Annotated in this window: 11 protein-coding genes and 1 pseudogene; 7 read left to right on the top strand and 5 right to left on the bottom strand. The window is 49.4% G+C overall.

The genetic code is table 11. The annotated features are described in order from the left end of the window. Nucleotides 1–153: 153 nt before the first annotated feature. The gene (gene ndk / locus KME12_07885; GenBank protein MBW4487695.1) at nucleotides 154–603 is read right to left on the bottom strand and encodes a nucleoside-diphosphate kinase; all 450 of its coding nucleotides are present in this window, start codon (nucleotides 601–603) and stop codon (nucleotides 154–156) included. A gap of 241 nt (nucleotides 604–844) precedes the next feature. Between ndk and speA the strand changes: the two genes are divergently transcribed. The 3 genes from speA (at nucleotide 845) to glgP (ending at nucleotide 6,079) form a co-directional block, all read left to right on the top strand. After that, entirely contained in the window at nucleotides 845–2,848 is a 2,004-nt protein-coding gene (gene speA, locus KME12_07880) for a biosynthetic arginine decarboxylase (protein MBW4487694.1), read from the top strand. A gap of 270 nt (nucleotides 2,849–3,118) precedes the next feature. Next, complete coding sequence (locus tag KME12_07875; GenBank protein MBW4487693.1) at nucleotides 3,119–3,352, top strand: hypothetical protein; 234 nt, start codon at nucleotides 3,119–3,121, stop codon at nucleotides 3,350–3,352. Nucleotides 3,353–3,511: 159 nt separating this feature from the next. Beyond that, the gene (glgP, locus tag KME12_07870) at nucleotides 3,512–6,079 is read left to right on the top strand and encodes an alpha-glucan family phosphorylase (protein MBW4487692.1); all 2,568 of its coding nucleotides are present in this window, start codon (nucleotides 3,512–3,514) and stop codon (nucleotides 6,077–6,079) included. On the opposite strand, the gene KME12_07865 is transcribed toward glgP, so the two are convergent. Further along, nucleotides 6,033–6,794: a DUF429 domain-containing protein gene (locus KME12_07865; GenBank protein ID MBW4487691.1), complete on the bottom strand. Its 762-nt coding sequence runs from the start codon at nucleotides 6,792–6,794 to the stop codon at nucleotides 6,033–6,035. The two genes, glgP and KME12_07865, sit on opposite strands and share 47 nt — an antisense overlap. A 280-nt stretch (nucleotides 6,795–7,074) precedes the next feature. Between KME12_07865 and KME12_07860 the strand changes: the two genes are divergently transcribed. Genes KME12_07860 through KME12_07850 form a run of 3 tightly spaced genes read left to right on the top strand, consistent with a single transcriptional unit; the run spans nucleotide 7,075 to nucleotide 9,310 of the window. Further along, nucleotides 7,075–7,599: a molecular chaperone DnaJ gene (locus KME12_07860; GenBank protein MBW4487690.1), complete on the top strand. Its 525-nt coding sequence runs from the start codon at nucleotides 7,075–7,077 to the stop codon at nucleotides 7,597–7,599. Between the two features lie 2 nt (nucleotides 7,600–7,601). After that, a complete protein-coding gene (locus KME12_07855) occupies nucleotides 7,602–8,591 on the top strand; it encodes a hypothetical protein (GenBank protein MBW4487689.1) in 990 nt (329 codons plus the stop codon). 50 nt (nucleotides 8,592–8,641) lie between these two features. Further along, a complete protein-coding gene (locus KME12_07850; protein ID MBW4487688.1) occupies nucleotides 8,642–9,310 on the top strand; it encodes a glutathione S-transferase in 669 nt (222 codons plus the stop codon). Between the two features lie 204 nt (nucleotides 9,311–9,514). On the opposite strand, the gene KME12_07845 is transcribed toward KME12_07850, so the two are convergent. From KME12_07845 to KME12_07835, 3 genes are all read right to left on the bottom strand, one after another. Further along, nucleotides 9,515–10,399: a metal ABC transporter ATP-binding protein gene (locus KME12_07845; GenBank protein ID MBW4487687.1), complete on the bottom strand. Its 885-nt coding sequence runs from the start codon at nucleotides 10,397–10,399 to the stop codon at nucleotides 9,515–9,517. A gap of 5 nt (nucleotides 10,400–10,404) precedes the next feature. Beyond that, complete coding sequence (locus KME12_07840) at nucleotides 10,405–11,262, bottom strand: metal ABC transporter substrate-binding protein (GenBank protein ID MBW4487686.1); 858 nt, start codon at nucleotides 11,260–11,262, stop codon at nucleotides 10,405–10,407. A gap of 284 nt (nucleotides 11,263–11,546) precedes the next feature. After that, nucleotides 11,547–13,415: a mechanosensitive ion channel family protein gene (locus KME12_07835; protein ID MBW4487685.1), complete on the bottom strand. Its 1,869-nt coding sequence runs from the start codon at nucleotides 13,413–13,415 to the stop codon at nucleotides 11,547–11,549. A 141-nt stretch (nucleotides 13,416–13,556) separates the two neighbouring features. Here KME12_07835 and KME12_07830 point away from each other — a divergent pair. Continuing rightward, nucleotides 13,557–14,050 (top strand): annotated as a pseudogene (locus KME12_07830) (helix-turn-helix domain-containing protein). Nucleotides 14,051–14,133 lie beyond the last annotated feature (83 nt).

Here is a 14,133-nt window from a genome sequence, read left to right as displayed (position 1 = left end):
TAAATCCCCCAATTCTGGGGGACTTTGAGTCTTGTTCCCCCCAAATTTGGGGGGCTAGGGGGGCCTGGTTGGGAACGCTTTCGTTGTATGAAACAGCCCTGCCCAGTATTGGGGGGCTAGAGGGGCTAACTAGGGGCTGGGGGTTAGGTCTCTTTATTCGCGAGTCCAAGACATCAGGGTGGGTTCCCAGTTTGCGATTTCTTCTTCTTTGAACCAGAGAGCAATTTCTCGTTGAGCCGTTTCGATCGCGTCGGAACCGTGGATGAGGTTACGGCCAATGTTGATGCCAAAGTCACCGCGAATCGTACCAGGTTCAGCTGCGAGGGGGTTGGTTGCACCAATAATTTTACGAGCAGAAGAAACCACACCTTCGCCTTCCCATACCATTGCCACAACGGGGCCAGAAGTGATGAACTCGACGAGGCCAGCGAAGAAGGGTCTTTCCTTGTGGACATCGTAGTGCTGCTCGGCCAACTCGCGGCTCACGTTGAGGATCTTGAGGCCCACTAAGGTAAAGCCTTTGGTTTCAAAGCGACGAATGATTTCACCGACTAATTTCCGCTGCACACCATCGGGCTTAATTGCCAAAAATGTCCGTTCCAAGGGGTACTCCTGATATTTCATCAACTGTTACAAAGTCCAGATTACCCCAGAAAGTCTCTGCCAGAAGGTAAGGCTGAAAGTGCGCTAGATGATCATTTCGCATCAGGTGGATGCGCTAGACTGGCATTCGAAGTAAGGTCTGATTTTGCCAGCAACGAGTCAAGATCGGGCTTTTCTTTTGTCCAAAAGGATACTCAGAGGGTAAGTCAGGATGGGTGGACGGGCAGCAGCAAACGCTGGGATGGGGAAGAGTGCTAATAACGGAGCTAACAAAACTCAGCTGGGAAAAAACCACGCTGACCCAGAACTGGAGCCGTTGGATTTAGCGAAGCCAACAGAAACTTTGAATCTCCGTAAATCCTGGACGATTGAAGATAGCGAAGAACTCTATCGCATCCAAGGTTGGGGGGAGCCTTACTTTTCCATTAATGCTGCGGGCCACATTACAGTGTCTCCCAAAGGCGATCGCGGCGGCTCTCTGGATCTATTTGACTTAGTGAATGCCCTGAAATTGCGAAACCTAGGGTTGCCGCTACTGATTCGCTTTTCTGATATTTTGGAAGACCGCATTGAGCGTCTCAACGCTGCTTTTGGTAGGGCGATCGCTCGGTACAACTATCCAGGCACCTACCGGGGTGTGTTTCCGGTCAAGTGCAACCAACAACGTCACTTGGTTGAGAGCTTAGTCAAGTTTGGCAAGCCGCACCAGTTTGGTTTGGAGGCAGGTTCCAAGCCAGAACTGATGATTGCCCTGGCAACACTGGACACCCCTGGCGCTTTGCTGATCTGCAACGGCTACAAAGACCGCGAGTATATTGAAACGGCAATCCTAGCGCAACGCTTGGGCCAAACGCCGATCATTGTGCTGGAGCAAGTGGAAGAAGTGGCGTTGGCGATCGCGGCAGGACGCAAACTGGGCATTCAACCGATTTTGGGTGTGCGGGCCAAGCTGAGTGCCAAAGGGATTGGACGCTGGGGTTGTTCGGCGGGCGATCGCGCCAAGTTTGGCCTCACCATTCCGGAAATTCTCCATGCAGTCGAGCAACTAAAAGCCGCTGATATGTTGGGTTCGTTGCAACTGCTGCACTTCCACATCGGTTCACAGATTTCTTCGATCAATGTCGTCAAGGATGCGATTCGCGAAGCTAGCCAAATCTATGTGGAATTGGCCCAGCTTGGAGCCGACATGAAATATATTGACGTGGGCGGTGGTCTGGGCGTGGACTATGACGGTTCCAAAACCAACTTCTACGCCTCCAAAAACTACAACATGCAAAACTATGCCAATGATGTGGTCGCGGAGATCAAGGAAACCTGTGCCGAGCGTAATCTGCCTGTACCGACGATTGTGAGTGAAAGTGGCCGAGCGATCGCCTCTCACCAATCCGTCTTGGTCTTTGATGTCTTGGGCACCAGTGAACCGCCGTCAGAAACGCCAGAACCCGCCCGCGAAGATGAGCATTTGATCATTCGCAATCTCTACGACACTTACGCCTCTATTACTGCTGAGAATTACCAAGAGGCTTACCACGACGCCACGCAGTTCAAAGAAGAAGCGGTGAGCTTGTTTGGTTTTGGCTACGTTAGCCTGACCGAGCGAGCGAGAGCTGAGCGCTTGTACTGGGCCTGCTGCGAGAAGATTTTGGAAGTTGCTCGCCAGCAAGATTATGTGCCGGATGATCTCGAAGATTTAGAGAAAATCATGGCCTCGATCTATTACATCAACTTGTCGGTGTTTCAGTCAGCTCCAGACAGTTGGGCGATCGATCAGCTCTTTCCGATCATGCCAGTTCATCGCTTGAATGAGGAACCGACTCGACGGGCAACGCTGGCCGATTTGACTTGTGACAGCGATGGCAAAATTGACCAATTTATTGATCTGCGCGATGTCAAATCTGTTTTGGAGTTGCATACCCTCAAGCCAGAGGAGCCATATTACTTAGCCATGTTCTTGGGTGGGGCGTACCAAGAGATCATGGGTAATCTGCACAATTTGTTCGGCGACACGAATGCTGTTCACATCAGCCTCACACCCAAAGGCTACCGAATTGAGCATGTCGTCAAGGGTGACACGATGCACGAAGTGTTGGGCTATGTCCAATACGATGCCGAAGACCTAATCGAAAACATTCGCCAGCAGACAGAACATGCGCTGCAAGAAAAGCGGATCACGCTCGAAGAATCTCAACTGCTGCTACAAAATTACGAGCGCAGTTTGAGCAGCTACACCTATCTCTCCTCCTGATAGTTACACAGGCTGGAACGGTAGGGTTCTGAGTTCCAGCAGCTTTGCTAAACTTGCCACTCAACAAAATTGGCTCAGTAGAAATCCGGATTTGCAGAACCACCCTTTGGAATCAAGAGGGGAAGTGCAACGTCCGGTTTCTCTGGTCTAGCTATCTATTTCACCCATTGCGATCGCGCTTTGCACTTCATGAACAATTTGCAAAAGCTTCCGTCATTTCACGTAGGACGGTAGATCGGCAAATTTAATCTAACCAAGATAAATATCATCATGAAAACAACAGAGCGCTATAGCCCGATGTTCAAATTGGCTTGCGAAACCGTTAAATATTTCTTTCTGAGCTTGTTTAGCTTCTCAATTCTTTGCATTGTGTTGGCAGGTTTAGGCGCGAGTTCTCTCGTGACCGTTTTGCTAGCTGTGGTAGGTGGCTGGTTTCTGCGTGTGGGCGCGATCGCCCTCTGCTTTATGGCTAGTGCCATTATCTTTGAGTCGTTGCGCTTTTAGGTTGCGTCGTGAATGCTAATGGGTTGCAGCAAGGGAGGCGCGATCGCCTTAGAAAGCTAGCTCTTTCAAGCTCCCTGCCTCAAGACAGTGTTAAGAGTACCGGACTTTCGAGGAAACTGGGGGACAATAGCCCTAGCTGGACTTGGAGTTTGCTCGATCATGCGGCCCATTCGTACTTTCAATGTCTCTCCCTCCTTGCCTTCCCGCCTAGAACCTCTGCGGAAGTTGGCTTACAACCTTCATTGGGACTGGAACTTTGAAACGAAAGATTTATTCCGCCGTTTAGACCGAGACCTTTGGGAGTCTAGCCGCCACAACCCCGTGCTGGTGCTTGGCACCATTAGCCAAGATCGCTTGCGTGAAGTAGCCGAAGACGAAGGGTTTCTGGCTCACATGGAGCGGGCTGTCCGTCAACTAGACGGCTATGTGGCTGAGCGGACTTGGTATCGTAAGCAAAAAGCTAAAGATCAACCAGCTTGCTACGCCTACTTCTCAGCAGAGTTTGGCTTGACTGATTCCCTACCCATCTATTCAGGTGGTTTGGGGGTTTTGGCAGGCGATCATCTTAAATCTGCGAGTGATTTGGGTTTACCCTTGGTTGCAGTAGGTTTGCTGTATCAAGAAGGGTACTTCGCCCAATACCTCAATGCGGATGGCTGGCAACAAGAGCGCTATCCCATCAACGACTTCTATAACATGCCGCTGGAGCTAGAGTGCCATCCAGACGGCTCAGAGATCCGAATTTCTGTAGAGTATCCCGGTCGGACGGTCTATGCCAGAGTGTGGCGGGTGCAGGTGGGTACAGTGCCGCTGTATCTGCTTGACACCAATATTGAACCGAACAGTCCCTACGACCATGACATCACCGACGAACTCTATGGTGGTGACATCGATATGCGGATTCACCAGGAAATGATGCTGGGGATTGGTGGCGTCCGCATGTTGGAAGCCTTAGGGCTGAAACCGACTGTTTATCACATGAATGAGGGACACTCGGCGTTTCTGGCTTTGGAGCGGATTCGCAAGATGATCCAGGAAGACGGACTGACTTTTGCCGAAGCTAGCCAAGTGGCCCAGTCTACGCAGGTGTTTACGACCCACACCCCGGTTCCAGCGGGAATTGACTTGTTTCCCCCAGACAAAATCATGGATTATCTGGGGCACTACGCTGAAATTTTTGGCTTTCCTAGAGAAGAGTTTCTTGCCCTCGGTCGGGAGAATACAGGCGATTTCTCCTCACCTTTCAGCATGGCGATTCTGGCGATCAAGATAGCGACCTTTATTAATGGGGTCAGTCAATTGCATGGGGAAGTTTCTCGCCACATGTTCCAAAGCTTGTGGTCTAATTTCCCACCGAATGAAGTGCCCATTACCGCCATCACCAATGGAGTTCATGCCCGGAGCTGTGTCGCTAAATCGACTCAAGAGCTGTACGATCGCTACCTCGGCCCCAGTTGGTCAGATGCGCCGCCAGACCATCCGCTGTGGGAACGGGTGGAGTCACTTCCTGACGAAGAACTCTGGCGCAACCATGAACGCTGCCGCTCGGAACTGGTAGTATTTGTGCGCGATCGCCTGCAAAAAAATGTTCGCGATCGCGGCGGTTCTCTGAGCGAGTTAGCGCAAGCTCAAGAGGTGCTCGACCCCACCGTTCTAACCATCGGCTTTGCCCGTCGCTTTGCCACCTACAAGCGCGCCAGTTTGTTCCTGCGAAATTTGGAGCGAATTAAAGAAATTCTGATGGGTGGCTCTAAGCATCGGGCTGTGCAATTTGTGATTGCAGGTAAAGCACATCCCAAAGATATCCCTGGTAAAGAACTGATTCGCCAAATTGTTCACTTTATTCGCGAGGAAGGAATGAGCCGCCATGTGGTGTTCATCCCTGACTATGACATCCATGTAGCTCGGTTGATGGTGGCAGGCTGTGATGTTTGGCTCAACACGCCCCGTCGCCCCCGCGAAGCTTCGGGTACCAGCGGTATGAAAGCGTCGATGAATGGCCTGCCCAACCTCAGCATCCTGGATGGCTGGTGGGATGAAGCGGATTACGTCAAAACAGGCTGGCCGATTGGACATGGTGAAGATTATGCAGACCCCAACTATCAAGACGATGTAGAAGCCAATGCGTTGTACGACCTGTTAGAGCAACAGATTGTGCCGTTGTTCTACGATCGCGACCCAGACGGATTGCCGCGTGGTTGGATTGCCAAGATGAAACATGCGATCCAACTTAACTGTCCTCGGTTCAACACGGCGCGGATGGTGCGGGATTATGCCATGCAAGCTTACTTCCCAGCCAGCGATCGCCACCACGCAATGGTAGAAAACCAATACGCCGCTGCTAAAGAGCTATCCCACTGGAAAGCGCACCTGTTTGAGCATTGGTACGACATGAAGATTGAAGATATTGATATCTCTCAACCTGCGGATATTCAAGTCAACCAAACCATTAGCGTTAAAGCTCGTCTGAACTTGGGAGCTTTAACCCCTACGGATGTGCAGGTGGAACTGTATCAAGGCGCAATCAACGCCGAAGGTGAGATCGCTGAAGGTGTGCCTGTGGTCATGGAATATCAAGGCCAAGACCCCAACCAGCACAGCATCTACACGATTGATGTCAGTTACTCCAGTAGTGGTTTACAGGGTCTATCTCTGCGAGTTCTACCCAAAAATGAATATCTCAGCAGTCCTTACGAGCCAGGGTTGATTCTTTGGGCAGAAGCGTAGGAACCACGATATAGCCTGTTTCGCGATCGCCCAAAACTAAGTTGCGTTCTAGTCCCCAGTACCACCAATGCGCAGCAACATAGGCGCAAATTAAGGCATCCAGTTGATCTTCAACGGCTTTCATCTCTGTGCCTTTACTGGGGATTTCTGGAATTGTGGTTGGGTTTAGTAGAGATAAGCTTGGTTCCAAGGTAGGCAAGTCTTGCAGAATGTGCTGACGTAGCTTCAGCAGTTCCAGTCGGCGATCGCTCAGCTTGCCTTTTTTGTATTTCAAAATTTTCGACAAGCCAAACAGGTAGATCATCGCTGGATGGGGAAACACCTCGATTTGGTAGCGTCCTGGTTGTTGCGCTGTTAGTACTGGCGCATGATCAAACCCTTTCGCCTCCAAGCTCAGACCAAAAGCTACCGTCCGTTCAGCAAATGGTAAACCCAAGTTGGCGGGGTAACAGCCTGCGTGATAGCGGCCAAAATGCTTGTGAGTCAGGCGATCGGGCAGTCGCATCCCCGTTTTGTTGGGGATTAAGGTTGGTGCATCTACCGCAATTATGGCCGATGCTTCAGCCGGAACCCAGTGATCTACCCAGGCCAAAACGTCAGCGATCGCTTCTAATCGCTCCAAATTCTGTAAATGTAGTTTGCCGTCTCGCCATTCGAGGCAGCAGAGTCCGCTAGGTTGCGATCGCCACCCCAAATCAATCCCCAGAAATCTCATTACTTTAAATTTGGCTGTTTGAATATTATTTCAGACCTCATGGGAATGCTAACCAAGTACCAAGAACATTAAATATTGACTTTAAAGAGTTAGTAAAATTCCGGATTCCAGACTTTATTTAAGCAAGAATTGCTTGAGAGCAAAGAGGAATCACTGACGCTCCATAATTCAAAAAGCTATGCCCAAAACTAATACGAAAGCCAAATCAACTAGGAAGAAATCATCTAAGGCTCAATCAGGACAGCCGTCGGCTCAGCTAAACACATATCTAAGAAATGAAATTTCTCGCCTTGCAGAAATACATGGTGTAAGTACAACTGCATTAGAAGAATTTACTTGTTTCGTCATTGCAAATCATCAGAAACAAGAACCAGTTACCGAACGTACAAAAGTCAAGCCACTTACGCTAGCCCAACTCAAAGCAGCAATCTATCAACATTTTTCAGTTAAAGATACTACAGAACTTAAAAAATCTGGTGCTTTCAGAATGGCAACAGATGGCATGGACAATCTTAATCTAGGCGCAAAAGATGGATGGGAAAAGCTATATCGCAAGTTTATTGGCATTCTTCCAGGCGAAGAAAATCAGCAGGGATATGGCTGCATCAATGGCATTAATGTCTTTAATTACTTCAAGCCTTGGCAGGTTTTTGCTCTAGATCCTAAAACTGCAACCCATAAAGACATTCAGAATGCCTACCACCAACTAAGCAAAATCTACCATCCCGACAATTCGAAAACAGGTGACGCTGCTATCTTTAACCGCCTCACCATTATGTACAAGAGCATCAGCGCAGAGGCATAGTCATGGCAAAGAAAAATTCGGGCTTCACGATCCGGGAAGAGCAGCTCTCAGAGGCTTTGGAAATCACCCGTAAAGAATTAGATCAAATCGTACAGTTCTTTAACTCCGATCCAAATGACCAGTGGGAGCTACGAGAAAGTGAGCACTTCATTTACATTAATAAGAGTTTGAATGAAAGGCTCTTTTCTGAGCAAGGAGCCTATGCGATCGCCAAATACATGGATGAGAAAGAGAAAAAGAGTATTTGGTCACGCATTAAAGAATTTATCACCAAACATAAAGAAAAAATTCGCAATTCTTTCATCAGCAAAAAGATTCAAGAAAACTCTAGCTCACTAACACTCAGAAACAATAGACACTTTCTTTCAAAAAAAGATGTTGTCAATATTCTTTGTACTAGCCCTGCCCGTTTAAATAAAGCCTTTGATGATATTCAAAGATCGGATTCTCCACTTGAACTTCATACAGATTTTGATGACATAGATGGTGTTCGGCACTATTCTCTTGCAGGCTTCTATAGATTATCGGAGAATCTTGCCAAAGAGTTAACTGTCAAAAATCGCCGTAGTTGGTGCGGGGCCATTGAGGTTGTAGGCAAGAAAACCTTTAAGATGATCATTGATGAGGAAACAGCACAACAAAAGAGAATTGATTCAGCAATGAATGCTGCCAAGAGACGGGACGGTAGCCGCTGTCAAATTACTAATCAAAAGCGAGACAAATACAACAGATGTAATTTTGTTGTACATCACATCTATTCAAAAGAATACTATCCTCATCTCGCCGCTTGCCAAGACAACTTGATTACTCTAGCAGAGGTAGTTCACCAAGAATTTCACATTTGGAATGGTGGCTTTCAAAAACCCTGCACAGTTGATCATCTAATTCAGTTTGTTAATGAGCTACATCCTGATAACTACGAGGTAGTTTTGAAGCTCAACAAAGCAAAACAGATCTTGAATGCGCAGGTAGTGCAATCTAAAGCAGCGTGAGCGTTGCTATACTCAAGGCGAAATTGTGCAAATTCGTCATTTGAGGGTACATGCTCACCGTTCACCATCTCAACGTTTCCCAGTCTGAGCGGGTTATCTGGCTGCTCGAAGAACTAGAACTACCGTACGAACTAAAGGTATACCAGCGCGATCCGTCTACCCAATTCGCGCCAGAAGAACTGCGATCGCTTCATCCGATCGGTAGTGCGCCTGTGCTTTGTGATGGTGAAGTTGTGCTGGCTGAGTCTGGAGCCATCCTTGAGTATGTGTTGACTCGCTACGGAGATGGACGGCTCACAGTACCTGTCACAGCGCCTCAATACCCTGACTATCTTTACTGGTTCCACTATGCCAATGCCAGTCTCATGAATCAGATGAGCCTGCACTGGATCGCGACAATGGCTGCGGGTGCAGATAGTGGCTCTCCACTGTTACCCATGCTCCAAGAACGGCGCGATCGCCACCTGCAATGGGTCGAAACTCGCCTATCCCAAGTACCCTACTTTGCGGGTGATGAGTTCACAGCAGCTGACATCATGATGCACTTCCCCTTTGGCACTATGAAGGCGTTCTACAACGTGGGGCTCAGCAACCGCCCCAGCATTCGAGCGTGGTTGGAAAGAGTTAGTCAGCGTGCTGGCTATCAGCGTGGAATGAAAGCAGCCGGACACGATCGGGACCCAGCATTGGAGGGGGGCGAGACGCGAGAGGTATTTTAAGGGAAAGCACTAAAAAATAATTGAAGGACACAGCAAAGCCATGTCCCAGTCATACCCGGCTGAAGGAATTAGGAGTCAATCTCAGGTTAAAAAGTTTGACATCCACCTATGGCTTTAACGATAACGACCCTGAAGAGCCTAAGTTGTTATTAATACTACATATTGAGAAAATTCTAGTCAGGAATAGCGATCGCCTGCTAAAAATCAGTGTTTATGCTGGTATCGACTAAAGGCAGGCCCATAAGCAGCCAACAGATTTTGCGGGGATAAAGCGACCTCTGGTTGTCCATGACAAATGAGGCGTTGATTGACACACAACACGCGATCGCAATGGCGACTAACCATATCTAAATCGTGAGACACCTGTAGCACAGTCCACTGTTGTTCTTGCTTAAGTTCATGCAACAAGGCGTAAAAGTCGGCCTCTCCCTGAGCATCCACCCCTGCAAAGGCTTCATCCAGCACCAAAAGTTTGCGGGGCATCACGAGACAGTAAGCCAGCAACACTCGCTTCAGTTGTCCGGTGCTGAGGGTGCCAATGGGCCGCTGGCGCAGGTGATAGGCATCCACTCGTTGTAAAGCTTGAGCGATCGCAACTTGCCGTCTTTGCTGGCGATCGCGTTTCATCACAAGAGCTTTCAGGCTCCGTCTCCAGAGTTGAGCTAGAGAGGTTTCAGTTTGCAAATCAACCCAGCCTAGTCCTACCAGCTCACTCACCGAGATCGGAAAGCTGCGATCGAAGACAAAATTTTGTGGCACGTAGCCAATCTGGTGCCGTAAGTTTCCCAGACGAGACAGAGGACGACCAAAAATCTGGATCGTGCCTTGCTGATGAGGCAATAGACCCAGAACTGCTTGAATTAAAGTACTTTTTCCAGCTCCATTTGGCCCTACAACGGCTGTATCCGTACCGGAGTGCAACTCAAACGAGACATCCTGAACCGCCGCATGCTGCCCTTGATAAACGACTAGGTGCTCAACTTGCAGAGTGGGCGTTTTCCCTTCCTGACTAGTTTTTGCTAGCTTTGGCCAGTCTAGGTTCTGCCAAGACTGTGCTTCAGAGTCGAAATGTGGTTGATCGGAGTTCATCAATTCTATTGACATGCAGCTTCGAGAGTTTGGAGGTTTTTTTGCATCGCGGTGAAGTAATACTGCGGGTCTAGAGAACCAGCTTCTAGGGAGTCCAGAGGACGCAAGGGGAGGTTCAAATCTTGGGCCAAGCTTTGCAGCAGCTTGTTATCAGTACCCGGTTCACCAAACAAAGCTTTCACTTTGTACTGCTTCACGGTGGCGATCGCATTTTGCACATCGGCAGGCGACAAATTATCTTCGGGTAGCTCCACCACCGCTACTTGCTGCAACTGATACCGCCGAGCTAAATAGGGGTAAGCATTGTGGAACGTGACAAAAGTACAGTTGGGATATTTTTGGAGCGTTTGTTGAAATTGCTGATCTAGCGTTTCTAATTGCTGGATGTAGGCAGTGGCGTTGGCTGTATAAGTAGATTGATTGGGTGGATCGACCTTAATTAATTCATCCCGAATATTGGCAATTTGTTGCTTAACAAGAGTCGGATCTAACCAGACATGCGGATTACCTTCTGGATGCGAATGGCCTGCCGCCTCTGCTTTATGGTCGGCTCCCGCCTCTGCGTGCCCATGCTCATCAGATTCATGATGATTAGGAGCCACTTCACCAATGGGTGTAATGCCTCGACTCGCGTCAACGACTACCAGCTTAGAATTCTGAGCACTTTTTATAGTATCCCGCAAGAAGGATTCCAGCCCTAAGCCATTCTCGACCAACACGTCTGCTTGAGCGATCGCCTGGACATCCCCTGGCTTCGATTGATATTCGTGAACTTCAGTCCCTGGTGGAATTAGCACTTTTACGTCTGCCGCGTCTCCTGCTACAGCTTTGGTAAATAAGTACATGGGCAAGAAGGTCGCCATGACTTGCAGGCGATCGGAGGGTGCCGCTGACCCAGAGGACTCAGCCCTAGGGGAGGAAGGGGAGCCTGGGTTGGGCTGGCTACACCCCATCAGCGCCACCAGCAGCAAGGTTTGTAGCAGCGATCGCAAGTTGGCATTCAGCACAGCTTTTCTCCAGAGATACCAGCCTGCCACTGGCGCGAAAATGATAATCAATCTTATTCTACTCGATTGATAATGAATCTTATTCTGGAAAAAATTTATGAATTTGCTGCTAGCCCCACTCCGGGCTCTCCTACGCTTCGCTAAAACCCGCGATCGGGCTCAGTTGCAGTGAACTGGAGCTGCCGTGGAGGTTGCTTATCGGCTGCAACAGAGGCTGGATTAGACAAATCGAGGGAACTTCTAAACCACAGGGCTTGTTGCGGAGACCCGATCGCAATCTCAGCTTCGTCTAGGGCGTACTTGAGCCGACGACGAAATTCGCGGGCGACCTTCCATTGTTGTAGAGGTTGAGTTTTGAGCCAAACCCGAATTAGGATTCCGGCGTGATCCAATTTATCAATGCCTAGTACTTCCGGAGCTTCAGGCATTTTCGTGCGCCATTCGCGATCGCTGTACATGGCTTCTCCGACTTGGCGAATGGTCTCTATGGCACAATCGGGGTCTGTGCCATAGGCAATATCAATGGCGATATCTACCCGAGACCAGTCTTTGGAGAGATTCTGCACAATCGCGATCGCACTGTTAGGGATGGTGATTAAGCGGCCCTCATTATTGCGAAGTTGAGTGATCCGCAAATTCATATTTTCGACGAAACCTGAGACTTCCCCCACGGTGATCACGTCGCCTACAGCGTACTGATCTTCTAGCAAAATCAGAAAGCCGTTGATCACATCTTTGATAATGCTTTGAGAAGCAAAAGAAATCGCGAGACCAATGATCCCAGCCCCAGCAAGTAAGGGGATCAGATCTACTCCGACGACTGACAAAGCTGCCAAACCACCCGCGAAGGTGCAAACAATCGTGACCACACTTTTGAGCACTCGCGAAAAAGTAGACACTCGTAACGCTAAACGCTGAGAAGCTTCTGGTTCTAAAAGTTGCCCTTCGGCGATCGCGTCTAAAAACTGATCAATTAAAACTTCAGCCGCGCGGACTGCGACATAGGTCAGGAGGCCAATTCCTAGAACTTGCAAGGGAGCTGAGAACAACAGGGGTTGCAACCAGCGACTTTGAGGAAACAAGCCCAGAATCACATAGGTGCTGCCACCCCACAACCCTACTTGGGCACCATCCACTAGGCGGCGTTTAATATCGTAGACGTTGTGCTGCTGTCGAGCCGTCAATTGCTGCTCGACCATCGCGGCAGTTTCAAGCTGCTCACTGATAGAGGATCTGGGATCGGCTGAGCTTACTGCATCTGGCAATACTTCTGCTTGGGTGGGAATCTGCGCTTGCAGCTGTATTTGCTTAGCCCTAAGGCGGCGTTGCAGACGATTGAGCCCATAGCTGCCGACAATCACCACAAGCCCAATACCATCTGCGATTAGAGCTTGGCGCAGCAGAAATTGGGGTTGCCGTTCCTGCTGTGCCCGAATCAAGGCATTGCCAATAATATCGGTAAGGCGATCGGCCCAGCGTTCTGGGTCACGACCTTGCAACTGGGCATCTAGCGTTGTGACTGTCATCAGCCATTGATCGTTGATGTAGATGACAGGCAATCCACTTTGCTGATCGATCGCACTGGTCACCTGAAGCTTGCCTGGATCAAATTTACTGGAGGCAACTCGTTGCAAAATCGTCTCAACATCTCTTGCCCGTTGTCTCACTGGCGTGGTTGGGCCTGGTGTTTGGGCTACCTCTGGCAGCGCGATCGAGAAAAGAGTTCTGCCATCTAAGCGCACTTCACTCGTCGTTACATCAGCGCTATCAGCCTGGGGTCTGGACTCAGTTAAGAAGCTGTCTAGCTTTTGGACATTGGGGCTGAGCGTCTGGGATAGCTGAGCGGTGGCAGATTGAGTAGTGGCAGGCTGAGCCGTAACAGGTGACAGAGAGATAGGCATTACGCTCAGCGCGATCGCTCCCACCATCACTCCCCGGAAATGCCCACACCGGGGCCAGCGACGCACTTGGCCCACCTTTAAATCTATGTTCCATTGAAAGAAGCTCATCTTAAACCTCCGAGAGACTCCTGCTAGAGTGCGCAGCACTTAACGGCGAGAAGGGTAGGAGCGGCAATGGAGCGAGGTTGGATGCCCCAAAATTGCCATATAGTCTATGCTTCTCACAGCTCTCTTGATAGGATGCGAGAGATGGAAAAGGCTTATCGCTACCGTTTTTACCCAACTCCCGAACAGGAGTCGCTCCTGCGTCGAACGTTGGGCTGTGTGCGATTGGTTTACAACCGCGCCTTGGCTGTGAGAACTCAAGCCTGGTATGAACGGCAAGAGCGGATTGACTATGTTCAAAGCTCTGCCCTGTTGACCGGATGGAAGAAACAAGATGACCTCCAGTTTTTGAATGAGGTGAGTTGCGTTCCATTGCAACAAGGCTTGAGACATCTGCAAGCCGCTTTTAGCAACTTCTTTGTGGGTCGGGCGAAATACCCCAACTTCAAAAAGAAGCGTAATGGCACTGCCCCCAGTGTGGCACCCACCATGACCGAGATATAAATGCCGCTCAAAATATTCTTGCCGTGGGGCACACGGTCAAAGTCTGTGGAGCGAACGTAAGACCTGATCAGCATCAGTTGAAAGGGCGGTTGCAGAAAACCAGTAATGGAAAGAAACAGAAACCTAAGTCGTGAGACTTAGGTTTCTCCCGCCACACCGTCAGGTTGTCGGCGAGAGGATGTCAAATGGAAGCCGACTGAAATAGGACAGAATCTGA

It is taken from the genome of Trichocoleus desertorum ATA4-8-CV12, from assembly GCA_019358975.1.
In the GTDB taxonomy this organism is placed as follows: Bacteria; Cyanobacteriota; Cyanobacteriia; order FACHB-46; family FACHB-46; genus Trichocoleus; species Trichocoleus desertorum_A.
This window is presented reverse-complemented; position numbering and strand designations above follow the sequence as displayed.

Bases quoted from the DNA above. Each gene is read 5' to 3' on its own strand.
- KME12_07835 (MBW4487685.1), bottom strand. From the start codon at position 13,415: ATGAGCTTCTTTCAATGGAACATAGATTTAAAGGTGGGCCAAGTGCGT.
- KME12_07840 (MBW4487686.1), bottom strand. From the start codon at position 11,262: ATGGCGACCTTCTTGCCCATGTACTTATTTACCAAAGCTGTAGCAGGA.
- KME12_07845 (MBW4487687.1), bottom strand. From the start codon at position 10,399: ATGAACTCCGATCAACCACATTTCGACTCTGAAGCACAGTCTTGGCAG.
- speA (MBW4487694.1), top strand. From the start codon at position 845: ATGGGGAAGAGTGCTAATAACGGAGCTAACAAAACTCAGCTGGGAAAA.
- KME12_07865 (MBW4487691.1), bottom strand. From the start codon at position 6,794: ATGAGATTTCTGGGGATTGATTTGGGGTGGCGATCGCAACCTAGCGGA.
- glgP (MBW4487692.1), top strand. From the start codon at position 3,512: ATGCGGCCCATTCGTACTTTCAATGTCTCTCCCTCCTTGCCTTCCCGC.
- KME12_07850 (MBW4487688.1), top strand. From the start codon at position 8,642: ATGCTCACCGTTCACCATCTCAACGTTTCCCAGTCTGAGCGGGTTATC.
- KME12_07875 (MBW4487693.1), top strand. From the start codon at position 3,119: ATGAAAACAACAGAGCGCTATAGCCCGATGTTCAAATTGGCTTGCGAA.
- KME12_07855 (MBW4487689.1), top strand. From the start codon at position 7,602: ATGGCAAAGAAAAATTCGGGCTTCACGATCCGGGAAGAGCAGCTCTCA.